This window comes from Vicinamibacteria bacterium (genome assembly GCA_035570235.1).
Lineage (GTDB): Bacteria > Acidobacteriota > Vicinamibacteria > Fen-336 > Fen-336 > DATMML01.
In genome coordinates this window covers 14,276-37,314 of sequence record DATMML010000015.1, presented here as the reverse complement: position 1 = coordinate 37,314, position 23,039 = coordinate 14,276, and the positions used below count along the sequence as shown (strand labels likewise).

19 protein-coding genes are annotated in these 23,039 nt (G+C 70.5%); 6 read left to right on the top strand and 13 right to left on the bottom strand.

Features of this window, described 5'->3' with window-relative positions:
* Positions 1–5: 5 nt before the first annotated feature.
* Entirely contained in the window at positions 6–3,917 is a 3,912-nt protein-coding gene (locus tag VN461_02405; protein HXB53603.1) for an ATP-binding protein, read from the top strand.
* A 5-nt stretch (positions 3,918–3,922) separates the two neighbouring features.
* Here VN461_02405 and VN461_02400 read toward each other — a convergent pair whose 3' ends face one another.
* From VN461_02400 to tsaB, 6 genes are all read right to left on the bottom strand, one after another.
* Entirely contained in the window at positions 3,923–4,357 is a 435-nt protein-coding gene (locus VN461_02400) for an NUDIX hydrolase (protein HXB53602.1), read from the bottom strand.
* Complete coding sequence (pssA, locus tag VN461_02395) at positions 4,354–5,154, bottom strand: CDP-diacylglycerol--serine O-phosphatidyltransferase (GenBank protein HXB53601.1); 801 nt, start codon at positions 5,152–5,154, stop codon at positions 4,354–4,356. The genes VN461_02400 and pssA overlap by 4 nt, the downstream gene beginning before the upstream one ends.
* A complete protein-coding gene (locus VN461_02390; GenBank protein ID HXB53600.1) occupies positions 5,151–5,783 on the bottom strand; it encodes a phosphatidylserine decarboxylase family protein in 633 nt (210 codons plus the stop codon). The genes pssA and VN461_02390 overlap by 4 nt, the downstream gene beginning before the upstream one ends.
* A 129-nt stretch (positions 5,784–5,912) precedes the next feature.
* Complete coding sequence (locus VN461_02385; GenBank protein HXB53599.1) at positions 5,913–6,143, bottom strand: YdcH family protein; 231 nt, start codon at positions 6,141–6,143, stop codon at positions 5,913–5,915.
* Between the two features lie 351 nt (positions 6,144–6,494).
* Complete coding sequence (gene rimI / locus VN461_02380; protein HXB53598.1) at positions 6,495–7,001, bottom strand: ribosomal protein S18-alanine N-acetyltransferase; 507 nt, start codon at positions 6,999–7,001, stop codon at positions 6,495–6,497.
* Positions 6,998–7,660 (bottom strand): tRNA (adenosine(37)-N6)-threonylcarbamoyltransferase complex dimerization subunit type 1 TsaB, encoded by a 663-nt coding sequence (tsaB, locus tag VN461_02375; GenBank protein HXB53597.1) that lies wholly within the window; start codon positions 7,658–7,660, stop codon positions 6,998–7,000. The genes rimI and tsaB overlap by 4 nt, the downstream gene beginning before the upstream one ends.
* A 162-nt stretch (positions 7,661–7,822) precedes the next feature.
* On the opposite strand from tsaB, the gene mutS reads away from it, so the two are divergent.
* Positions 7,823–10,420, top strand: a complete 2,598-nt coding sequence (gene mutS, locus VN461_02370) for a DNA mismatch repair protein MutS (protein HXB53596.1) — start codon at positions 7,823–7,825, stop codon at positions 10,418–10,420.
* A gap of 40 nt (positions 10,421–10,460) precedes the next feature.
* Positions 10,461–10,901, top strand: a complete 441-nt coding sequence (locus VN461_02365; GenBank protein HXB53595.1) for an Hsp20/alpha crystallin family protein — start codon at positions 10,461–10,463, stop codon at positions 10,899–10,901.
* A gap of 60 nt (positions 10,902–10,961) precedes the next feature.
* On the opposite strand, the gene VN461_02360 is transcribed toward VN461_02365, so the two are convergent.
* From VN461_02360 to VN461_02330, 7 genes are all read right to left on the bottom strand, one after another.
* Positions 10,962–12,599 (bottom strand): CPBP family intramembrane glutamic endopeptidase, encoded by a 1,638-nt coding sequence (locus VN461_02360; GenBank protein HXB53594.1) that lies wholly within the window; start codon positions 12,597–12,599, stop codon positions 10,962–10,964.
* Positions 12,600–12,772: 173 nt separating this feature from the next.
* The gene (locus VN461_02355) at positions 12,773–13,447 is read right to left on the bottom strand and encodes a Crp/Fnr family transcriptional regulator (protein HXB53593.1); all 675 of its coding nucleotides are present in this window, start codon (positions 13,445–13,447) and stop codon (positions 12,773–12,775) included.
* 81 nt (positions 13,448–13,528) lie between these two features.
* On the bottom strand, positions 13,529–14,836 hold the full coding sequence (locus tag VN461_02350; GenBank protein ID HXB53592.1) for a tetratricopeptide repeat protein: 1,308 nt from the start codon (positions 14,834–14,836) through the stop codon (positions 13,529–13,531).
* A complete protein-coding gene (hflX, locus tag VN461_02345; protein ID HXB53591.1) occupies positions 14,833–16,053 on the bottom strand; it encodes a GTPase HflX in 1,221 nt (406 codons plus the stop codon). Before hflX ends, VN461_02350 begins: the two co-directional genes overlap by 4 nt.
* A gap of 82 nt (positions 16,054–16,135) precedes the next feature.
* Complete coding sequence (locus VN461_02340; protein HXB53590.1) at positions 16,136–17,608, bottom strand: type IV pilus twitching motility protein PilT; 1,473 nt, start codon at positions 17,606–17,608, stop codon at positions 16,136–16,138.
* A 4-nt stretch (positions 17,609–17,612) separates the two neighbouring features.
* Positions 17,613–18,083 (bottom strand): hypothetical protein, encoded by a 471-nt coding sequence (locus VN461_02335; protein ID HXB53589.1) that lies wholly within the window; start codon positions 18,081–18,083, stop codon positions 17,613–17,615.
* Positions 18,084–18,113: 30 nt separating this feature from the next.
* On the bottom strand, positions 18,114–18,845 hold the full coding sequence (locus tag VN461_02330) for an RNA methyltransferase (GenBank protein HXB53588.1): 732 nt from the start codon (positions 18,843–18,845) through the stop codon (positions 18,114–18,116).
* Positions 18,846–18,947: 102 nt separating this feature from the next.
* Here VN461_02330 and VN461_02325 point away from each other — a divergent pair, with 102 nt between their 5' ends.
* Genes VN461_02325 through VN461_02315 form a run of 3 tightly spaced genes read left to right on the top strand, consistent with a single transcriptional unit; the run spans position 18,948 to position 23,008 of the window.
* Entirely contained in the window at positions 18,948–20,564 is a 1,617-nt protein-coding gene (locus tag VN461_02325; GenBank protein ID HXB53587.1) for a transglutaminase-like domain-containing protein, read from the top strand.
* A 9-nt stretch (positions 20,565–20,573) separates the two neighbouring features.
* Positions 20,574–21,326, top strand: a complete 753-nt coding sequence (locus VN461_02320) for an ABC transporter ATP-binding protein (GenBank protein ID HXB53586.1) — start codon at positions 20,574–20,576, stop codon at positions 21,324–21,326.
* Complete coding sequence (locus VN461_02315) at positions 21,323–23,008, top strand: hypothetical protein (GenBank protein ID HXB53585.1); 1,686 nt, start codon at positions 21,323–21,325, stop codon at positions 23,006–23,008. Before VN461_02320 ends, VN461_02315 begins: the two co-directional genes overlap by 4 nt.
* Positions 23,009–23,039: the final 31 nt, after the last annotated feature.

Sequence of the window (23,039 nt, the reverse complement as noted above, 5' to 3'; positions counted from 1 at the left end):
TTGATGTGACCGCGCACGAGGCGACCGGGCCGCCGCCCCCCGCCCGGCCCTGGCCGCGGCGGCTCCCCTTCCTCTTCCTGGCCGCGGCTCTCCTCTTGGGTGGGATCGGCCGCCTGCACGTCCGCTTCCAGGAGCGGGCCTGGGACCGCGAGGTCGACCTCCGGCTCCAGGCCCGCCTGGAGAGGGTGCAAGAGCGCACGCGGCGGCTGGTCTCGGAGCTGGAGGTTGCGGCCGACCGCGTGGCCGCCCTGCCCGACGCCGTCCCCGCCCTGGGCGGGGACCGGGCCGGCCTGGCTCGGCTCTTCCGGGCCCTGGACGCCCTCGGCGAAGACCGCGACGAGCGGCCCGCGCTCGCCCTTCACGCCCTGCCCTTCGCTACCCTCGCCTGGACCAGCCGTACCGCCGACCTACGCGGCTTGGAGGCCGTGGCCGGCATCCGGCGTGGGGTGTTCGTCCTCGCCGGGAGCGTGACCACCACCCTGGTTGCCACCGCCCCCGTCTCGGGCCCGGGTGGGCAGGTCCTTGGCCTCGCCACCGCCGAGATCCCCGTCAAGGTGCAGCGGAACATTCACAACGAGTACCTGAGCGACTTCGACCGCCTGGCGGGCGGTGATCCCGGTATCGACATCCACTACGTGGATGCGCGGGACGAGGGCCCGCGGGGCTTTCCTCCCCCCCCGGCCGGCCTTCCCTCCCGAGAGGCGCTGCTCAAGGGCCCCTCGGGGCTGCTCGGAGCCCTACGCGTCACGGCCCAGGGCCGGGAGGAGACCAGCCGCGCCTTGGGCCTGCTCTACCGGCGTGCGATCTCGGCTCTGGCCTGCGCGGCGATCCTCTTCTGGACGCTGGCCCCCCCGGGGGGACGACCGCGCCTCGGGTGGCGCCTCCTGCTCGCGACCACGGCCTTGCGGCTGGTCCTGCTCGCCTTGGGCCCGCCCTTGCCCTCCCCCTTGTCCCCCCTCCTCTCCCCAGACGTGTACGCTTCGACCCTCCTCGGCCCCCTCCTGAAGAGCCCGCTCGACCTCCTCGCGACCTCTCTCTGGGTGCTGGTGGCGGCGGGGCTTCTACTCGCGCGGGCGCTCGCGCTCGCGCCGGCCTCTCCCTCGGCCCTGCGGGCCCTCATCAGCGGGCTTCTCGCCCTGCCCCTCCTCGGCGGGGTGTTCGCCTGGGTCTCCGACACCTCCGCCAACTGCTCGTTGGACCTCGAGACCATCTCCCTCTTTCCCGCCAGCGCCTCCCACCTCGTGATCCAGATCTCCCTTCTCTTTATGCTCAGCGCCGGCCTCCTCCTCCTGACCGCGCTGTTCAGCCTCGGCGGTCCCTGGCCTCCCGGCCGGCGAGCGCGGGCGGGCTACCTCCTGGTGGGGGCCGGGCTCCTCTTCTTCGCGCTTCGGGCGTGGCCGCGGGACTTCGTGGGCCTTCCCCTCTTTCCGGGAACGGCGATGTTGCTGCTCACCGCCGCCCTCGCTTGGGGGCGGCATCTCTGGGAGCCCCCGCTCCGGGTCGCCTCCGCGGGAGCGCGGGCCGGGCTGGCGGTGGCCGCGGTCGGGCTCCTCGGCCTTTTGCTCTATCCCAGCCTCGTACACTTGGCGGAGAAGAACACCCGGCTACAAATCGAGCGCGACCATGCGCCCCTCATCCGGCGGCAGCCCCAATGGCGGGAGTACGTGCTCGCGGAGAGCCAGCGGCGCATCGACGCTCTGAACCTGCTGGAGGACACCCCGCCCGGGCCCAGCCCCGCCGGCGTCGAGGAGCTCGCCTTCGCGGTCTGGTCGGCCACGGACCTCGCCACCTTCTCCTTCTCCTCGGCGGTGGAGATCCAGGACAGCGGGGGGGTGGTGATCAGCCGCTTCGCGCTCAACCTGCCCACCCTTTCCGTGGCAGGCCCTCCGCGGCCCCTCCCCCCCGACGATGCCTGGCGGGTCGAGGACGAGCGCATGACCCTGGCCAGCGCGGAGCGGCACGTGCGGCACGCACGGCGACGGCTCTCCTATCACGGTGCGGCCCACGGGGCGGTCCACGTGTACGTGGCGGAGGACTTCTGGAACCTTCCCTTCATTCCCGGGCGCGACCCCTATTCGCTCCTCTTCCGGACGGGGGGGCGAAGCGCGGCCCGCGACCCATCGGCGAGCCTCCTCGTCTACGATGGCCAGGGCCGCGTCGCCTTCAGCTCCGCCGACCGGCCACCCGCCCTGCACCCGGAGCTCGCGGCGCGCGTGGGGCAGAACCCGACCGGGCTCTGGGTCACGTTGCCGCTGGACGGCCAACCCCACCACACCTTTCTGTTCTCGGACGGACAGGCTACCTATGGCCTCGCCTTCCCGCAGCTGGCCGCCGGGCGCTACGCCGCCGATCTCGTGGAGGCCTGCGCGGGCCTCACCCTCCTCGCCCTCCTCGTCCTCCTGCTCCTGATCTTCGTCCGGAGCCTGGCCCGGAGGCCGACCCTCTCGCTGTCCTCGGTGCGGGAGACCATCCGGGGTCGTTTCGCGCTCCGCCTCTTTCTCGCCTTCATCGCGGTGTCCATCGTCCCCGTGACCGTGCTGGAGGTGGTGGTGCGGCGCTTCCTGGTCGAACGCCTGCATCGGGAATCCGAGGACCAGGCCCTGGAGCGAGCCGCGGTGGCCAAGAAGGCGGTGGAGGACTTCGCGTTCTTCCAGCGCGGCGAGGCCCCCGGCAAGGAGCCCGTGACCGACGCCGCCCTCGTCTGGGTATCGAGCCTCATCCGCAACGACCTCGACGTCTTCGGCCGGGGGCGCCTCCTGGCCTCCAGCAAGCGCGAGCTCTATGCCTCGGGCCTTCTCCCGCCCCGCGTCTCGGGCTCGGTGTTCCGGGCCTTGATCCTGGACCAGATGCCTTCCGTCGTGGGCACGGAGAGGATCGGCAGTTTCTCCACCCTGGTGGTCTCGGTGCCGGTGCACCTCGACGATCTCGAGCCCGGCGTCCTCTCCATTCCCCTGGCCCTGGGTCAGAAGGAGGTGCAGACCACGCTCGAGGAGTTGGACCGGACCATTCGCCTGGCTTCGGTCGCGTTCCTGGTCCTGGCCGCGGCCCTCGCCCAGTCGATGGCCCGGCGGATCTCGGGGCCGATCCGCGACCTCACCCGGGCCACCCGGCTCGTGGCCGCGGGGGACCTGGAGACGAGGGTGACCACGAGCAGCCGCGACGAGCTGCATGAGCTGGTGGAATCCTTCAACCAGATGGCGCGGGACCTGGACCGGCAGCGCCGAGACCTGGAGCGCAGCAACCGCCTGGCCGCATGGGCGGAGATGGCCCGCCAGGTCGCCCACGACGTCAAGAACCCCCTCACCCCCATCCAGCTCTCGGCCGAACACCTGCGGCGGGTCTTCCATGACCCCGGCGTGGACTTCGCGGCCACCCTGGCCGCATGCACGGACACCATCCTGAAGCAGGTGCGAACCCTGCGCGGAATCGTGACCGAGTTTTCCGCCTTCGCCCGCCCTCCCGCCCCCCGCTTGGAGCCCCAGGATCTGGCCGCCCTGGCCCGGGACGCGGTCGATCCCTACCTGGCCGGCCTGCCCCCGGGGGTTCGCCTCACCTTAGACGTCGCCCCCTCACTCCTCCCCGTCCGCCTGGACCGCCGGCTGGTGGAGCGGGCCCTCCTCAACCTGGTCGAGAACGCCCTCCAGGCGGTGGGCGAGAGGGGGACGATCACCGTCCACGTGCGTCCGGGGCCCGGCCGGGTGGAGATAGAGGTGGAGGATTCCGGCCCCGGGCTGGAGCCGGAGGCTCGAGACCGGATCTTCGAGCCCTCCTTCTCGACCAAGACCAGCGGCAGCGGCCTCGGCCTCGCCCTCGTCAAGAAGATCGCCGAGGACCACGGAGGGGGCGTCTCCCTCACGAGCGCGCCCGGCACGCCCACCCGCGCCATCCTGTGGCTTCCCATGGAGGGCGCTCCCTGAGCCGGTCAGGGGGACCCGGACCGCCTCTTGAACGCGTCCTGGACGACCTCCAAGGCCTTCGGGGGCAAGTCGTAGGCGGGGAGCTCCTCGGGGCTCACCAGGGCCACGGCCTCCGCGTCCGAGCCCGCGCGGGGCGCCCCCGACAGGTAGTCGCAGAGGTAGTCCACGATCACGTAGTGATAAAGCACCCGGCTGCCCTCGCGCTGGATGCGGTCGAAGACGGTGAGCAGGTCTGACGGCCTCACCCGAATCCCCGTCTCCTCCTCCATCTCGCGTACCAGGGCCGTCTCCAGCGTCTCCCCCACCTCGACCGTCCCCCCCGGCACCACCCAGCGGCCGCGCAAGGGCTCCTTGCCCCGGCGTATGAGGAGCACCCGACCCTCATGGATGAGCACACCCCCCACGCCAATCGAGGGGTGGGAGACCGCCGCCCTCGTCACGGCGAGGAGTGGGCTTCGCCCGTGGCCACCGCCGCCGGCGGCTCGTGCCGGCGCCGGAGCGCACCCAGCAGGTACAGGGTGGGGCCCCACACCGTATACAGGCTCGCCAAGGCCAGCAGCGAGAACCCGGGATGGGTGGCGATGGACACGAACACCACCGCGATGGGGAGGATGATGATGTAGCTTCGGCGCTGGCGGAGGTCGAGGCCCTTGAAGGAGCGGTAACGCAGCGTACTCACCATCAAGAAGGCCAGGATCACGACCAGGGTCAGGACCAGCGAGCCGTGGAGGCGGGAGCCGACCGCCTCGGGGGCAAAGTAGACGATGGCCGCGATCTGTCCGGCTGCGGCCGGGATGGGCAGGCCCACGAAAAAGCGGCCGTCCACGGCGTGTCGCTGGACGTTGAAGCGGGCCAGGCGCAGGACGCCGCAGACCACGAAGAGAAAGGCGGCCAGCCAGCCCACCCGGGGGAGGGGCTCCAAGGCCCAGCGGTACGCGAGGAGCGCGGGGGCCACCCCGAAGGAGATGGCGTCGGCCAGGCTGTCGAATTCTCCCCCGAACTCGCTGGTGGTCCCGGTCAGGCGGGCAATGCGCCCGTCCAGCATGTCGAGCACGATGGCCACCCCGATCAGGGGCGCGGCCTCCCCGTACCGCCCGTCCAGGGTCTTGATGATGGCCCAGAAGCCAAGGAAGAGGTTTCCGGTCGTGAAGAGGCTGGGCAGGATGGAGGCCCCGCGCCGAAAGCGGCGCGGCCGGGGCGGGCCCTGCAGGAGTCGGTCGGGCGGGACCGCGCTCATGGGGCGGACCGCTCGGCGAGGATGGAGGTGCCCCCCCGCACCCTCTCTCCCACCTTGACCCGAGCCTTGAACTCGCGGGGCAGAAACACGTCCACCCGGCTGCCGAAGCGGATGAGCCCCACCCGCTCGCCGGGGGTCACGAGGTCGTCCACGCGCTTCTCGAACACGATCCGCCGGGCGATGAGGCCGGCGATCTGCTTGAAGATCACGCGCGTCTGCCTCTCCTGGATGGTGACCGCATTCTGCTCGTTGCGCAGGGAAGCCTTGTCGTCGAAGGCGGGCAGGAACTCGCCTTTGTGATAGTCCACCTCCACGATCCGGCCTCCCACCGGGGCCCGGTTCACGTGGACGTCGAAGATGGAGAGGAAGATCGAGAGCTGCCAGGCCCCGGGGCCCAAGGGGTGGCCGGGGGGCGCCTCCGCCAGGACGACCACCTTGCCGTCGGCCGGAGAGAGCACGAGCCGCGGGTCCTGCGGCACCTGACGCTCGGGGTCGCGGAAGAAGAAGGCGGTGAAGAGGCCGAGGGCGGCGAGCGCCGTCCCCGGCCCGGGGAACCGCAATCCGAACAGGACGGCGCTCACCAGGAGGGGGATCAGGATGAAGGGCCATCCGTCGCGGGCGATCGCCATCTCTTGTCCGGCTCCTCCGCCCGCGGACGGCCCGCGGGAGAAAGGCAAAGGGCCCGTGCGGGGCCCTCCGCCCAAAACATCGTCGTCGTGCCGATCCCCCCGCCCGTGCGAGCCACGGGCCGGGAGGACCTAGGGGTGAACGGCTCCTTCTCGGACCTGACGGGCAATGGCCTGCATCCGGTCCTTCACTTGCAGCTTCTTCTTCTTGATGGTTATCTCTTCGACCTGCTCTTCGTCGGTCAAGACCGCCTTCTGTGTCAAGGTGTTCAGGCGGGTCTCGTACTCATGGTGCTGCTCGTCCAGACGGCGGTACTCCTCGTTGTGCCTGAGGAGATCGTCCCTGACCGGGTCCTGGGACATCGGCACCTCCTGTCGCTGTCTTGAGTCGGGGTCGGCGTCCTCGACGTGCCGTTCACGATTCCGGCGGCGGTCCGCCATTCGTCGGCGGAGTCCGGCCGCTCCACGTACGTCTACCTGCCCTCCTGGCCGCAGCGCCCGTCATGTGCGGGGCAGGGGGCCACGGTACCACGAACGGCACCGAGTCGGATCCACTCGCCTGGGGCCGCCCCTGCTTCGTAGCAACCGGCGGCCGGGCTCGCGGTCGGTCAAGTGCTCCAAAGGTGAAACCAGACACTGGGTCGGGGGCATTGGGCGACGAACCGGAGCCGTTCTCCCCCTTTTCTGAGACGGTAACACGCGGTTTCCCGGATTTCAAGGATCATCCCCGAGGCCCCGTGGGAGCCCCCGGGGGAGCAGGGAGTGCACGAGGACGAGGGCGTCCTCCCCGGGGTCCGCGTAGTAGCCGCGGCGTATGGATTGGACCTGGAAGCCCAGCCCCTGGTACAGGGCGAGAGCGGCCCTATTGCTGCGCCGCACTTCCAGGAAGGCGCGCCGGGCACCGCGACGGGAGCCCGTGTCCAACGCGAAGGATAGCAGCCAGCGGGCCAAGCCGCGCCGGCGGTGGGGAGCCGACACCGCCAGGTTGAGGACGCTCAGCTCCTCCCCCACCAGCCGATGGGCGCTGTAGGCCGCGATCCCCCGCCCGGGCGCCAGGGACGGGGCGGGCCCGCGCAGGACGAGCAGGGTCCCGGGCGGGGCGAGCTCCTCCCGGAAGTGCTGCGCGGTCCAGGGATGCGTGAAGGAGCGGCGCTCCAGGTCGAGGAGGGCGTCGAGGTCGTCCTCGCGAGCCCGCTCCAAAAAGAGAGGAGGCAGGGTCAAGGCGATGCCTTCCGGATCTGCGCCTGGCGCAGGTAGAGGGGCCGCAGCGCTTCCGGGCCCTGCCCCTCGCCCGCGGCCAGACGGGGCTCGGCCAGCCGTCCCAGCGCGGCGGCCACGAACCAGGGGCCGGGGGCGAAGCGGGCCCCCGGCAGGGCGGCCTGGATCTGCGCGCGGTGAAGCTCGGCGCCGTCGCCCACGAAGATGACCTCGCCTTTGATTTCGTCCAGGAACGCTTCCACCGCCCCCACCCGCCGCTCCCCCCGGAGGGGGCCGCTGGCTTCGTAGAGGGCGGCGTAGACCTCGCCCCGCCCCGCGTCCATCATCGCCAGGCGGGGGTCGACACCCTCCGTGACGAGCGCGGCGAGGGCATCGAGGGTGGAAAGACCGAGGCAGGGCCGAGGGGAGGCCAAGGCCAGGCCCTGGATCGTGCTGATGCCCACCCTGAGTCCGGTAAAAGAGCCGGGGCCGGTGGCCACGGCGTAAGCCTCCACATCGGAGGCCGCGAGGCCGAGCCCGCCGAGCAAGGAATCGATGGCGGGCAAGAGCCACCGGGAGTGGCCCTCGCCCCCCTGGAGGCGGACCTCGCCCCGGGTCTTTGTCCCCTCGCGGAGCGCCACGCTCCCCCAGGGGGTGCTGGTGTCAACGGCCAGGATGCGCAAGCCTCCTCCCCGCTGGCCAGATGGACCAGGCGCGCCGAGCTAAGCTTAGACCAATCCAAACCAGACTTTGGTCGCGCGCCCCCGCGTCTCACGCTCGCGCGCGAGCTAGGTTATGCTTTGGATCACCCCTTGCCCGCCTCTGCTGCCGTCCCCACCCCGGCCATGCTGCAGTACCACCGCCTCAAGGCGGAACATCCCGACGCCTTGCTCTTCTTCCGCATGGGGGACTTCTACGAGATGTTCTTCGAGGATGCGGTGGTGGCGGCCAAGACCCTCGAGATCGCCCTCACCTCCCGCTCCAAGGACAAGGAGGGAGCACCGGTGCCCATGTGCGGCGTTCCCTACCATGCGGCCTCGACCTACATCGCCCGTCTGGTCAAGAGGGGCTTCCGGGTCGCCCTCTGCGAGCAGATGGAGGATGCCCGGCTGGCCAAGGGCGTGGTCAAGCGGGAGGTGGTGCGCGTGATCACCCCCGCCACGCAGCTGGAGGCCTCCGCCCTGGAGGCGCGCGAGACCTCCTTCGTGCTCGCCCTCGATCCCGGGCCCGCCACCCTGGGGGCCGCCTGGCTCGAGCCCACCACGGGCGAGTTCTTCGTTGCGGAGTGGGAGGCGCCGGGCTACTGGGAGCGTCTCCGGGATGAGATCGGAGCCACCCGGCCCCGCGAAATCCTGGTGCCGCGGGGCGTGACCCTCCCCTCCTGGCTCACGGACCCGGTCCAGCCCGAGGCCTCAATCCCGCGCGCGGAGATGGAGGAGCGCGCCTTCGATCCCGGGGCTGCCCGGCGCCAGCTCCTCGCCCAATTTGGGGTCCTGACCCTGGAGGCCTTTGGTTGCGAGGGCCGGCCCCGCGCCACCGCGGCTGCGGGGGCTGCCCTCCGCTACGTCCAGGAGACCCAGAAGCGGGACCTCACCCACGTGACGGGTCTCGTCACCCGGGGGCCCTCGGAGGTGCTGGTCATCGACGGCCTCACCCGCCGCAACCTGGAGATCGTAGAGAACCTCGCGGACGGGGGCCGCCAGGGCACCCTCCTGGAGGTCCTGGACCAGACGGGCACCGCCATGGGCTCCCGCCTCCTGCGGGAGTGGATCCTCCGCCCCTTGCTGGAGGTGGAGCGGATCCAAGACCGGCTGGACGCGGTGGAGGAAATGGCGTTCCGCACCCTGGAACGCGGCCGTCTGCGCGAGGCCTTGGGTGGGGTCCAGGACCTGGATCGCATCCTCGGCCGCGTGGCCCTGGGGACGGCCGGGCCGCGCGATCTGATCGCGTTGGCCGCATCCCTGCGCGCGCTCCCCGCCGCGCAGGAGGCCCTGGGGGAATGCCAGGCCCCCCTCTCCCGCCGCCTGGCCAAGGAGGTGGACCCTCCCCTGGAGGTCGCGGCCGACATCGAGGCCACGCTCGTGGACGCTCCGCCCGCCTCGCTCGCGGACGGCGGCGTGGTGCGCGACGGGGTGGACCCCGAGCTGGATGAGCTGCGAGGGATCAGCCGCGGGGGGCGCACCACCATCGCCGGAATCGAGGAGCGGGAGCGGATCCGGACCGGGATCGGCTCCCTGAAAGTGCGCTTCAACCGTGTCTTCGGCTACTACCTCGAGGTCAGCAAGCCCAACCTCGGCCTCGTACCCTCGGACTACATCCGCAAGCAGACCATCGCCGGCGGCGAACGCTTCATTACCCCGGAGCTTAAGGAATACGAGGACAAGGTCCTCCGCGCCGACGAGCGGATCCAAGCGCGCGAAGAGGAGCTCTTCGAGGCCCTGCGCGGCCGGGTGGCGGCGGCCGGGCGCGGCCTTCAGGCCACGTCGCGGGCCGCGGCCGGCCTGGACGTCCTGGCCGCCCTCGCGGAGGCGGCCTGCCGCTACGACTACGTGAAGCCCAGGGTCTCGCGGGGGGACGAGCTGACCTACGCGGACGGCCGCCACCCGGTGATGGAACGGGTCCTCCCCGAGCCGTTCGTGGCCAACGACCTCGCTCAGGGGGAGGGCAGCCCCCGTCTCTTCATTCTCACCGGCCCCAACATGGGCGGAAAGTCCACCTTCCTCCGCCAGACCGCTCTCATCGCCCTCATGGCCCAGATGGGCAGCTTCGTTCCCGCCCGCGAGGCCAAGGTGGGAGTGCTGGACCGCATCTTCACGCGGGTGGGGGCCACCGACCAGATCCTGCGCGGACAATCCACCTTCATGGTGGAAATGCAGGAGACGGCCCACATCCTCCGGCATGCCACTCCCCGCAGCCTGATCCTGCTCGACGAGATTGGCCGGGGCACGGCCACCTTCGACGGCCTCTCCATCGCCTGGGCGGTAGCCGAGCACATCGCGGAGAAGGCGGGGGCCAAGACCCTCTTCGCCACCCACTACCACGAGCTGACCGATCTCGCGGCCGACCGCCCCGGGGTTGGCAACCTCCACGTCTCCGCCCGCGAGTGGCGCGACAGCGTAATCTTCCTCCGCAAGATCGAGCCCGGCGGCTCCGACCGGTCCTTCGGGATCCATGTGGCGAGGCTGGCCGGCCTCCCCGCCCCCGTGGTGGTTCGGGCCCAGGAGATCCTGGCCAACCTGGAGCGGACGGAATTCGACCGCGAGGGCCGGCCCCGCCTCGCCCACGCGGAGGGGGGAGCGACGGCCACGGGGCGCCAGCTCGCCCTCTTCTCCGGGCAGGATGAGTCGGTCCTCGACGAACTCCGCCGGGCGGACCCCGACCTGCTGACCCCCCTCCAGGCCCTGGCCCTACTGGCCGAGTTGAAGAAGCGCCTGGGCGGGTGAGCCCGTTGCCCGGCCCCCCGGACCGCCGTACACTTGGGGCGTGCCCCTTCACCGGTCCGACCCCCTCCAGGACCTCCTGAATCTCCAGGAACGCATGAACCGCCTGTTCGAGGCATCCCTGGACCGGGGCCGGATGGAGGACTCCTTTACCCTCTCCGGATGCTGGGTCCCGCTCGCCGACGTGTACGAGACGGGAGAGGCCTTCGTGGTGGAGATCGAGCTGCCCGGGATGGGGCAGGACGATATCGAGATCCAGGTCGACGGCGACACCCTGGCCGTGAAGGGCGAGCGGCGGGCGGGAGGCACGCGGCCCGAGTCCTTTCACCGCATGGAGCGCAGCTACGGGTCCTTCTCCCGCACCTTCCGCCTAGGAGAGGAGGTGGACCCGGCTCGCGTCACCGCCACCTTTCGCGACGGCCTGCTCCGACTGGAAGCCCCCAAGGCCCGCACCCGAGCCGGGGGGAGGGGCGGGCTCGACTAGCCTCAGGGGCGCCCGAAAATCGTGCCTCCCATCGGGCCGCCGCTCCGCGCGAGCGGTGCCCTAGCCGCAGAAGCGGAAGTGGTCGAGGAAGGCGCTCAGCGCAGCATCGTCGGCCGGCGATCCCTCAAGCCCAGGCGGCGAGACCTCGCTTCCCGCCCCCTCCGGGGTGAACCAGACGCCGATCCGGGCCCCGGGGTCGGCGGCACACTCAATGAGGAGCAGGGCGTGAAGCCCCGAGTGCGAGAACGACGTATAGGAAAACTCGCCGCGTTCCACCGTGTAGGTGACGGAGGCTCCGGCCGTCGTCAGATGGCCCCGGCGCAACACACTCCCGTGGACGGCGATCTGCTGCTGGCTCAGGAGGCGCGCCTGGCCCCGCCGGCCGTCGACCACCTCGCGCAGCTCTTCGCGGTCCGCCGGTTGGGCCCACCGCATCCTCGTATATAAGAAGCCCTGTTCACCCAGCAGCGGGCGACCCCCCGCCCTCGGCCGTGAGTCGGACAGCAGGACCACGTCGAAGAGGTACGGGACGGAAGCTGAGGCCACGGCGGCATATCCCTCCGGGAGCTCCGCGGCACCCAACAGGCGCTTGGCCTTGGCCTCTCGCGCCGCCGGGTCTCTCGCCTCGCTCACCCACTGTTTGATCGAGCGGTCCGCGTAGTACACCACGATCCCGGCCAGGATCAGCCCGCCTGCGGCCAGGACCGCACAGCCCAAACCGACGTAGAGCCAAGGAAAGGGTCGTCCCGGAGGGGGGGCCGCGGGCGCCGGCGGCGGCAGGATGTCCGTCCGCGGGGGCTCGACCGCAGGCGGGTCGTTCTTTGGTCGCTGCCGGAGAATCCCGGCCAGCGCCAGAACCGCCAGAAGCTGTACCGAGGCCACGACGGCCGACGACTCCAGACCGAAGGCCCCGCCCGTGATCCAGGCGGGGAGCCGCCCCGTCAGCTCGAGATCAAAGAGCCCGTCGGTGCGGAGGCCGCTGATGGGCAACTGCAGGAGGACGCCCTGTCCGAAGTTCCAGCCGAAGTGCAGGGTGGTGGGAAACCACAGGTCGCCGCCCACCTGGTAGGCGAGGGCCAGGAGGACGCCGGCCAGGAGCAAGTTCACCGAGGGGAGCGGAGACGACCAGACGCCCTCGTTGAAGCTGTGGGACAGCCAGAATAGAACCGACGAGACCAGGACACCCGTGATCGGGCGCCCTATGTCGATCAGGTTTTGCAGGATATAGCCCCGGCAAACGATCTCCTCCTGGAAGGCGGCCAGCAGCAGCGTGGGGACCAGGGCGGCGGTCTGCAGGGAAGCCGATACTCCGACGAACCGATAGCCACCGATCCCGATCAGCAGCCCGGCTGGTAACGTGATCAGGGCGAGCCCGCCGGCAAACCCCGTGAGGGCCGAGGCCCGCGGTCGACCCAGGCCTAAAGACCGCATCGGTCGCCGATCGAGCACCCTCCGGCAGAACCAGACCACGCCCAGGGTGAGCGCGGCGAGCGGAAAGGCGGCCGCGATCAGGCCCCACACGCGCCCGTCCGGCGTCTGCAGCGTCTGTAGGTTCTTCCCGCCCAGGAGGAGCAGACCCGCGAGTCCGATTCCGACCACGAGGGCGCCGCCGAGCTCGACACCGATGATGCTGGCCAGGAAGATGGCGATCCGCCAGGGTGTTCGGAGACGCCGCTCGTGATCGATGAAAGCCGCCAAACGACCTCAGTGGGGCGATCAGCATAGCACGCGCTGGACGCCGCCCCGGCGGAGAGGCACCCTCCTAGGCGCGGCAAGGGACGGTGGCGTGGCCGATGAGAGGGAGATGAGCGGTCAGGGGCGAAGACGATGCGGCAAGGGTTGCGCCCGGCAAGCACGGGCGCCCGGCCGGGCTAGTCGAAGACCTTCTCGAACCCCGGCTGGAGCACGATCTCGCGACCCTCCACCCGGATCAAGGCTTGGCGCTCTAGGTCCTTCAGCATGCGGGTCACGGTCTCCCGCGTGGTCCCGATGCGGTTCGCGATCTCCTGGTGGGTGGCCCGCCGGAATGCGATCCGGCCGTCCTTGAGCCGTCGCCCCTCCTCCCGGGCCATGTCCAGGATGACCCGCGCCACTCGCCCGTAGACGTCTAGAAGGGCGAGGGTTGAGATCTGGTGGTTTGCATGTCGGAGGCGGGCGGTGAGGACCCGGATGAGGGCGGTCGTGATGGCCCGATTGTCGGCGAGCACGCTTTGGAAGTCCGTGCGGTGGAGGGAGAGCAGCTCGCTCTCCTCCACCGCGATGGCGGTGGCCGACCGCGGCTCGTTGTCGAGGAGCGCCATCTCCCCGAAAAAGTCGCCCGGCCCGAGCACGGAGAGGATGATCTCCCGGCCGTCGTCCCCCAGGATCGTGACCTTGATCCTCCCCTCCAGGATCATGAAGAAGAAGTCGCCCTCCTCGTTCTCGAAGAAGACAACCGTGTCCTTGGGGAACTTTCGCCTCGTGGCCAGGCGCCCGAGGCTGGCGATGTCGGTGTCGCTCAGTTCCGAGAAGAGCGGGACGGTGCGCAGGAGCTCACGCTCGTCCATAGGGTGCCTCCGAGGCGGATGGTATCAGCATTCCCGGGCGGGTGTTACCCGGGGGCCAAAGGGAGCGCCGTTCCCGAGAGGTCAGGGCCCGACCAGGCGGACCAGGGCTTCGAGTACGTCCAGGGCCTCGCGGCCGGAGACCGGGCGCCACGGCTCGAAAGCCCCGGTCGGGCTCAGCTCGAGGAGCCCCGCTCCCACCGCCCTCACCGCGTCGTCGTGGAACAGGTTGGTGGGCGGCATGTCGGTCAGGGCCGGGGACGGGGAGCGGGGGTAGCGGAGGAGGTCGAGGGTGCGGCCTAGGGCGCGGGCGAGGTCGCCCCGCCGCACGAAGGCCCCCGGCTGGAAGGTGTGGTTGGGGTAGACGTCCATGATGTCGAGAGCGAGGACGGTGACAATGTGCTCGCGGGCCCAGGAGCCCGAGATGTCGACCGCCACTTTCGGCTCGCGATTCGTGATCCGGGCAAGCGCGGTCACTCTCACGGACACCAGGGCGGCGAGGTCGGCCCGGGTGATGCGAGGGGCGGCCGCGATGAGCCGGTACTCCTCCGGCATCTGGAGGAGCTCCAGGGCCTCGCGGGCCTCCCGGGAACGCCGGAGCGCTTCCGGGTCCCGGGGGTCCCGGGCCAGGAGGCGCCGGTAAGCCTCGAGGGCCCGGGGGTATTCGCCGAGGCCGATCAGAACCTCGCCCAGACGGATGAGCACCTGGCGATCCGCCTCCGGATCCGCCTCCAGCACGGCGGCGGCGGCGGCGGCCTCGCCCCGGGAGACAAGCAGGTTGGCCAATTCCAGACGCAGGCCTCCCACTTCGGGAGCGACCTCTAAGGCCAGGCGGTACATCTCGACGGCCCGTTCCCCGTCCCCGGCCTGGAGCGCCGCGTGGGCCTCCGCCACCCGCCGCTCCGTGACCTGCAGCTTCACCTCGGCCAGCCTCCGCCGGGCCACGGAATCCTGGGGGGCCACCACCTGCGCTCGGCGGTAGAAGCCGAGGGCGGCCAGGGCCTCGCCCCGCCGCGACGCGGCCGACCCCGCCCCCAGGAGTGCGGGCAGATAGTCCGGCGCGCGGGCGAGGACGGAGTCAAAGACGGTACCGGCCTCCCCGAAGCGGCCGGCCCGCAGCCGCGCGTAGCCGAGTCCCGTTTCCGCGGGGACGAGGCCCGGCCGCTGCGCGAGCAGCCGGCGGAAGCTCTCCGTGGCTGCGGCCGCGTCCCCCGAGGTCAGGCTCCGCCAGGCCTTCTCGATCCGGCGGCTCTCCTCCAGCCCCAGCTCTCCCGGGCGCGCGCCCGGAAACACGTAGTCCTCGCCCTCCGGCACGCGGGGGGGGGTGGGGCGCGCGCAGGAGAGAGCGGCTGCGGCCAGGAGGGTGGCTGCGATTTCCCGGGCCGGCCTCAAATCAGGTGCTCCCGGAACCGAGGGAGGAGGCGCTCCGGAATCTCGGCGTCGATCCGGACCTCCTCCCCGATCACCTCGTGGGAGAGCACGCGGCTGCAGGCGTAGACGCCGGCGATGCCGCGCGCGTCCTCGGCCCGGAAACGCAAGCGGACGCTGCGGGGCAGCAGGTCGAGGCGGGCGGCTAACTCCGCGGTGAGCTCGGGGAGGCCTTCGCCGGTTTCCGCGGAGACCAGGAGCGATCCCGGGCGGGCGCCCCTCAGGGCCGCGGATCGGGCGGGCAGCGTGCGGTCGCACTTGTTGAGGACCAGGATGGAGGGACGCTCGCCGGCTCCGATCTCCCGGAGCGCCTTCTCCACCGCCCCCTCCCGCTCCTCCACGTCGTCTGCGGAGCCGTCCACCACGTGGAGGAGGAGGTCGGCCGCCACCACCTCCTCCAGGGTCGCCCGGAAGGCGGGCACGAGGGTATGGGGAAGCTTCTGGATGAACCCCACGGTGTCCACGAGCAGCACCCCCCGGCCCGCCCCCAGCCGCACCCGCCGCACCAGGGGATCGAGGGTCAGGAAGAGCTGATCCGAGACGGGGGCCCGTGCCCGGGTGAGGGCGTTGAAGAGGGTGGATTTCCCCGCGTTTGTGTAGCCGACGAGGGCCACTACCGGCACCGCCCCCCGTTGCCGGGCCTCGCGGCGGGTGTTGCGCTCACGCCCCACCTTCTCGATCTCCCGCCGAACGGCCTGGATCCGCTGTCGGATCCGGCGTCGGTCGGTCTCCAGCTTGGTCTCTCCGGGCCCCCGCGTTCCGATCCCGCCCCCCAGGCGGGAGAGCAGAACGCCACGTCCCGTGAGCCGGGGCAGCAGGTAGTCGAGCTGGGCCAGCTCCACCTGGAGCCGGCCCTCCCGGGTGCGCGCCCGCCGCGCGAAGATGTCGAGAATGAGCTGCGTGCGGTCGAGGGTCTTGCGCCCCACCGCTTTCTCGAGGTTCCGCTGCTGGGCGGGAGTGAGTTCGTCGTTGAAGAGAAGGAGGTTCGCGTCCCGCTCCTCGGAAAGGCGGACCACGTCCTGCACCTTGCCCCGACCGATGAGGGTGGCGGGGTCCTGCCGCTTCCGCTCCTGGATCAGGCTGCCCACCACGCGCGCTCCCGCGGAGCGGGCGAGGAGGCCGAGCTCCTCCACCGACGACTCGGTCCGCACCCGGGTCCCTCGCCCTGCGGTGAGCCCCACGAGGAGGGCCCGCTCGGCGGCCGCGCTGACCTCGTCCCGGGGCGGGCTTATGGGGGGCCGCCTCCTGCCATCGCGGAGCCCATCATGCGTGGGGAGCCGCGCCCGTGGCTGGCTCGGCCGGCGCCCAGGAGGTGTCGATGCCGTTCTTCCGGAAGGAGGAGAGCAACCCCGTCTTGTCGAGCGTCTTGGCGTAGGCTTCCTGGGGATCCACGATCTTCCTCTTCACGAGGTCGGTAAAGCTCTCGTTCATGAGGCACATGCCGTACTTCTTTCCCGTCTGCATGATGGACGGGATCTGGAAGATCTTGGCCTCCCGGATGAGGTTGGCGACGGAAGGGATCCCGATCAGCACCTCCAGCACGGGCACGCGGCCGCCCCCGATCTTCTTGCACAGCATCTGGCTGATGACACCCTTCAGGCTCTCCGCGAGCATGACCCGGATCTGTCCCTGGCGATCGGCGGGGAACTGGTCGATGATCCGGTCCACGGTGGAGGGGGCGGACGAGGTGTGGAGGGTGCCGAAGACCAGGTGACCGGTCTCCGCGGTCTCGATGGCGATGGCCACCGTCTCCAGGTCCCGCATCTCCCCCACCAGCACGATGTCGGGATCCTCGCGCAAGGCCGCGCGCAGGGCGTCCTTGAAGGAGGCGGTGTGGTCTCCCACCTGCCGCTGGTTGATCAGGCACTTCTTGTTCTCGTGGACGAACTCGAGGGGGTCCTCGATGGTGATGATGTGGTCGGTGCGGGAGCGGTTGATGTAGTCGATGAGCGCACACAGCGTCGTCGACTTGCCCGACCCCGTGGGGCCGGTGACCAAGACCAGGCCCTTGGGCAGGTGACAGAGTTGGAGAATCTCCCTAGAGAGGCCCATCTCCTCGGCGGTGATGATCTGGGTGGGGATGACGCGGAAGACCCCCCCCATCCCCTTCCGATCCCGGAAGAAATTGCAGCGGTAACGGGCCACCCCCGGGATTTCATAAGCAAAGTCGGTGTCGTTGCGCCGCTTGAACTCGTCCCGGTTTCGCTCGGGAGCGATGGGCCAGAGCAGGCGTTCGGTGTCGGCGGGGGTCAGTACAGCCCGGCCGGGGAACGGCTTAATCTCGCCATCGTGGCGGACCAGGGGGGGCGAGCCCACGGAGAGGTGCAGGTCGGAGGCCTTCATGTCGAAGAGCAGGGTGAGCAGCTCCTCCATCTCGGCCGCGGTGCCGGCGGGCTTGGCCCGGGGCGCGGCGGAGGCGGGGACGGGGGCCCGAACGTTGTCCAGGCTGAACACGGCCCGCGTCGAGCCCGGCCGGAGCTCGGCTAGGGCTCGTACCTCTCCCACCCCCGCCACCTCCATCCGCCATTCCGCGCGAGTGCCGGCGGCCAGGCTCTTCCTCGAGTCCTCGCTGAGGACGGGGGCGAGCAGCTCCTCGATGCTGGCCGGGGTCTGGAGCGGGCCTTGCACTTCGCGCTCCCCGGCCGGGGTCAGGATCACGATCCTGCGGCCGGGGAGGAGCCGCAGCTCCTGCCCCCCCGCCTTGGCCGCTTGCTGGATGAGCCGATCCAGGGACACGGCCTCATTCCCCCTGGAGTTCCAGGACGCGCGTGATGCGCCCCTTCCGGATGAGGTGGTGCCGCTCGCCCGCGCGCAGGGTCAGGAACCCCCCCGCCCGGTTCAGGTAGTCCAGGACCCGGCTCTGGTTCTGGGGCATGTCGATCACAATGACGCCCTCCAACCGGCGGCCTCCGCACTCGATGGCCACCCGCCGGCGGGGGTTCGCGGCCTCTTCCAAGACCTCGTCCGCGTCCGCAGATGCGGGGACGCTGATGATGAGGATCTCCCGCCGGTTGAGGATCACCGGCCCTTCCGCGTCGTCGGGCAGGAAGGGGAAGAAGTCGGAGGGCTCGTTCATCCACTCCTCAGGACGCATGGCCCCGGCATGGCCTAGGGCGGAGGCAGGCACGAAGATGCGGCCGAGGAAGGTGCGACCGTCTCCGCACAGCACCTCGGCATTCAGGGCCACGGTAGGGACCCGCAGCTCGCTCACTCTCGCCTCCCGCGATCCACCGGTTCGACATTATCTGCTCGCCGCCCGCCCGCGCGCAATCCGCGCCGCCCAGCCGATCTGGCGGGCGAGGCCACGCAGGAGGGACACTTCGCGCGGCGTCGGTCCCGCCCGCGAGAGCAGGACCCGGATCTCGGCCAGGATGGCCTCCGGGTTGTCCGGGTTCAGATAGCCTATGCCGAGCAGGGCGTGGCGCAGTTCGTCCAGGGCCTGCTCCTGCTCGCCCGTGGAGGCGCGGGCCTCCGCCTCCTCCTCGCGGGGGCCGATCGAGGAGAGCCGGATCTCATAAGCCACGAGGAGGACGGCCTGGGCGAGATTCAAGGAAGGCTGGGCGCTGTCGGTCGGGATATGTACGCGCCGGTGGCAGAGAGCCAGCTCTTCCCGCGTCAGGCCGGTGGCCTCGGGGCCGAAAACCAGGCTGACCCGTCCCCCCCCGGCCAGGGCGGTGGCTTCGTGCGCCATCTGACGGGGCGTCCAAGCCCCGGGGGCGGGACGGCCTGACGTACCCACGACCAGCGTGCTCGGGGCCACGGCTGCGCCCAGGTCTTCCCAAACGGTGGCGCCATCGAGCACGTCCTCGGCGCCGTGCGCGAGCCGGCGCGCTTCCGGCCCCTGGAGCGCCACGGGGGGACCCACCAGCTTGAGCACGCGGATTCCCATGTTCTTCATGGCCCGGCCGGCGGCCCCCACGTTGCCGGGACGGGCGGGCCGCACGAGCACGATCTCGACCGCGGAGGGGTCCACCCCGGGAGTCTAGCACCGCGCCCAAGGGCCGACGCAGAGCCGTGGCCCGCCGCCCCGGGCGGTATAATGGCTCATGCCGGGCGGGGCGCTCCAGGTCATGGTGTGACGTTCCTCCGTCCCGTCCCTCCCCTTCTGGGGCGCGGCCTCTCTTTGCTCGTGCTTCTGGCCTGGCTCGCGCAGATGGGGTTTCTGGTTCGCCAGGCCTACCTGACGCCCGCCGTGGCCCTCGCCGCCGACCTGGCCCGCTACGGCTCGACCGCCCAATGGCGGGGCATCTACTATCGCAACGAGAAGATCGGATTCTCTGTGAGCCAGGTCAGCCCAAACCCCGAGGGCTATGACCTGCAGGAAGACGCGCGCTTGCAAATGAACCTGCTCGGGGCCCCGACCGCGGTCCGCATCCAGAGCACGGCCCGGGTCGACTCCGCTTTCGCCCTGCGCAGGTTTTCCTTCTCCCTCGACCCCGGCACCGGGCCCACCGTGGTGGAGGGCGTTCTGGAGGGCCTCCGCCTGACCCTCACCGTGCGCACGCCGTCCGGCACCCGGTCCGAGACCCGGATCCTTCCCGAGGCCCCGGCTCTGGCCATGAGCCTGCCCCGCCGGTTGGCCGCGGAGGGCTTGGCCCCGGGCAAGAAGTTCGAGGTCTCGGTCTTCGATCCGGCCACGCTCCACAACGCGCGCATGGTCCTGGAGGTGAAGGCGCGCGAGATCGTGGGGTCGGCGGGCCGGCCCGTGCCCGCCTTTCGCGTGGAGACGGTCTTCGCTGGCGTGAAGTCCACCTCCTGGCTGACCGACCTCGGGGAGGTGGTCCGCGAGGAGAGCCCGATCGGCATGATCGTGGTCCGGGAGTCCCCGGAGCGGGCCACCGCCCTGGCCGTCCCCGGTCAGATCCAGACCGACATGCTGGAGGCGGCCGCGGTGCCGGTGGTGGCCCCCCCCTCCCGACGGATCGATGACCCTACCGCGGTGGAACGCCTGCGGGTGCGGCTCACGGGGGGGGAGGGCTTCTCCGACCCCGAGCTCCAAGGCGCCGGGCAGTCGGTCTCGGGCGACGTCTTCGAGATCGTCGATGCCCGCACCTTGCTCCCCGGTCCCGCCGACCCGGAAGCCGCGGGCTTCCTGGCTCCGGAGCCGTTCCTGGAGAGCGATGCCCCTGCGATCGTGAACGAGGCCAAAGGGGCCACTTCCGAGGCGCGCGGGCCCCGAGAGAGGGCCGAGAAACTGGTTCGCTACGTCCACGCGATTCTGGAGAAGAAGCCGACGGTGAGCCTCCCCGACGCCCTCGAGGTCCTGCGCACCCGCGTCGGCGACTGCAACGAACACACCGTCCTCTACGTGGCCATGGCCCGCTCGCTCCGTATCCCCTCCCGGATCGCGGTTGGGCTCGTGTACGTGCGGGGCGCTTTCTACTACCACGCCTGGCCCGAGGTCTACGTGGAGGGGCCCCCCGGGCGCGGGCTCTGGCTGCCCGTGGATCCCACCCTGAACCAGTTCCCCGCCGATGCCACCCATATCCGCCTGGCTCGCGGCGGGCTGGACCGTCAGGCCGCCATCCTCGGCATCGTCGGCCGGGCACGGCTCAGCATCCTCGAGCTCCAGACACGGCCCGGATCCACCCCCGTCCTGGTTGGCCAAAACATGGACCGCCCGCCCCTCGACATCCCGATCCCGCGTCGGGACGGCGGCGGACGGGGCTGCTGGTCCTTTCTCAGGCGGTAGGGAGCGGTAATGATCCTGGTCCAAGACCTGGTCAAGAGATACGGAGCGTTCACGGCCGTGGACGGCGTCAGTCTGGAGGTGCCCAAAGGCGAGATCCACGGCTTCCTGGGGCCGAACGGGGCGGGCAAGACCACCACCATCCGTATCATCGCGGGGTTGCTCAAGCCCACCCGCGGGCGCATCGTCATTGACGGGCACGACCTGTCCCGGGAACCGGAGGCCGCCAAGAGCGCCCTCGGGTTCATCCCCGACCGGCCCTTCCTCTACGAAAAGCTCACCGCGGGCGAGTTCCTTCGCTTCCACGCGGGCCTCTACGGCCTCGAAGCCCAGGCCGTGCAGGGGCGCCTCCTGGAGATGCTGGACCTCTTCGAACTCGGCCCCTGGGAGGGTGAGCTCATCGAGAGCTTTTCCCACGGCATGAAGCAGCGGCTGGTCCTATGCGCGGCCTTTCTTCATCGGCCGCGGGCCATCCTCGTGGATGAGCCCATGGTAGGTCTTGACCCCCGCGGAGCGCGGCTCATCAAGGATGTGTTCCGGGTGATGAGCCGGAAGGGCGTGGCCATATTGATGAGCACCCACACCCTGGAGGTGGCCCAGGAGATGTGCGATCGCATCAGCATTATCCAGGGGGGCCGCATCATCGCCCGGGGGACGGTGGACGAGCTGCGCATCCTGGCCGGAGGCGAGGCCGAGCATCTGACCCCGGTCTTCCTGAAGCTGACCGGCGGCGGCGGCCTGCAGGAGATCGACGAGGCGCTGTGACGGAGGCCTTCCCCTACCTCCTGCGGCCCGTCCTCCTGGCTTTGCGGAACCGGATGCGCCGCCGGGAGCGTGGGGACGCGGCCCGGGTCACGCTCTTCGGGAGCATCGGCCTTCTGGTTGGGGTCGCCATCTTCGCGGTCGTCTTCTACCTCACCCTGCAGCTCCTGGACTACGAGGAACTCGGGGACTACCTGGTGCGCCTGGGTCTGTCCTGGCTCTTCTTGACCTTCCTTTCCTTCCTCGCCTTCAGCGCCCTCGTCACCTCCCTCTCCACCTTCTTCCTCTCCGAAGACCTACGCCTCTTGGTGGCGGCCCCGGTTCCCCGGCACCGTCTCTTCTACTCCCGCTACGTCCAGACCCTGGGCCAATCCTCCTGGATGGTGGTCACCTTCCTCTTGCCCGTGCTCTTGGCCGTGGGCCTGGCCCGCTGTGCGGGGGCTGGCTACTACCTGACCGCCGGCTTGACGCTCGTGCCCTTCGTGATCATCCCCGTGGCCGCGGGCTGCGCGTTGACCCTGCTCTTGGTCAGCATCTTCCCCGCCCGCCGGGCCCGGGATGTCCTGATGCTGATGGGCGTGCTCTTTGCCATCAGCCTGATCCTGCTCCTTCGGGTTCTGCGCCCGGAGCGGCTGCTCAGCGTCCAATCCCTCCCCGACGTGACCGCCTTCTTCGCGACCCTGCAGTCCCCCCTCACGCCCCTCCTGCCCTCCTTCTGGGCCGGGGAGAGCCTCTTCACCGCCCTCCAGGGCGGGATCGACGTCTTGCACCTGGGGTCCCTGTGGACCACCGCCCTCGCCTTCACCATCCTGACCCGCCTGGCCTTCACCCGGCACTACTTCTCGGCCTGGAGCAAGGCGCAGGAGGCCCGCAAGGCGCGCTTCACCCGCCTGCGGCTTCTGGAGACCCTCGCCTCCTACCTGCCCCTCACGCCCGTCTCCCGCCACTTGCTCCTCAAGGACCTCAAGGTCTTCCTGCGGGACACCGCCCAGTGGTCGCAGCTCCTGCTCCTCCTGGCCTTGGCCCTGGTCTACGTCTACAACTTCCGGGTCCTGGACCTGGAGCGGATCCCCTACATGAGCGGCGTGATCAAGAACGCCTACGCCTTTGTGAACCTGGGCATGGCCGCGTTCGTGCTCTCTGCGGTCGCGGTGCGTTTCGTCTTCCCTGCCGTGTCCGCCGAGGGCTCCGCCTTTTGGCTGGTCCGGGCCTCCCCCGTCACCATGACGGCCTTCCTGTGGTCGAAGTTCTGGACCGGCCTCGTCCCCATCCTATTCCTGGCCGAGACCTTGACCCTCGTCTCCAACGAGTTGCTGGGGGTGACCCCCGTTCTGCGGGTGCTGGGGGGGGTGGCCATCTTCTTTATGAGTTTCGCCCTCGTGGGCCTGGCCGCGGGGATGGGGGCGCGGTATCCGCGCTTCTCCGCCGAGAACCTCACCCAGGTCGCGGGCTCCTACGGGGGCATCGCCTTCATGGTCCTCGCCGTTCTCTTCATCCTGGTCGTGGTCGGTCTCCTCGCCTGGCCGGCATCCGTCTATCTCTGGCACCAATACCGGGGGGAGCCGATCGCGCTGGGCCGCCGGGTGCTGATGGCCCTCTGCCTCGTGGCCGCCCTCGCCACGAGCCTGGCCACCTTCTGGTTTCCCATGCGGCAGGGAGTGCGGGCCCTGGAGCAGATGGAATGAGGGCGCCTTGGCGCAGCCGAGCGCCTCTGTT

Bases quoted from the DNA above. Each gene is read 5' to 3' on its own strand.
- pssA (HXB53601.1), bottom strand. From the start codon at position 5,154: ATGAGCGCGGTCCCGCCCGACCGACTCCTGCAGGGCCCGCCCCGGCCG.
- VN461_02385 (HXB53599.1), bottom strand. From the start codon at position 6,143: ATGTCCCAGGACCCGGTCAGGGACGATCTCCTCAGGCACAACGAGGAG.
- VN461_02390 (HXB53600.1), bottom strand. From the start codon at position 5,783: ATGGCGATCGCCCGCGACGGATGGCCCTTCATCCTGATCCCCCTCCTG.
- VN461_02355 (HXB53593.1), bottom strand. From the start codon at position 13,447: ATGGACGAGCGTGAGCTCCTGCGCACCGTCCCGCTCTTCTCGGAACTG.
- mutS (HXB53596.1), top strand. From the start codon at position 7,823: ATGCTGCAGTACCACCGCCTCAAGGCGGAACATCCCGACGCCTTGCTC.
- VN461_02320 (HXB53586.1), top strand. From the start codon at position 20,574: ATGATCCTGGTCCAAGACCTGGTCAAGAGATACGGAGCGTTCACGGCC.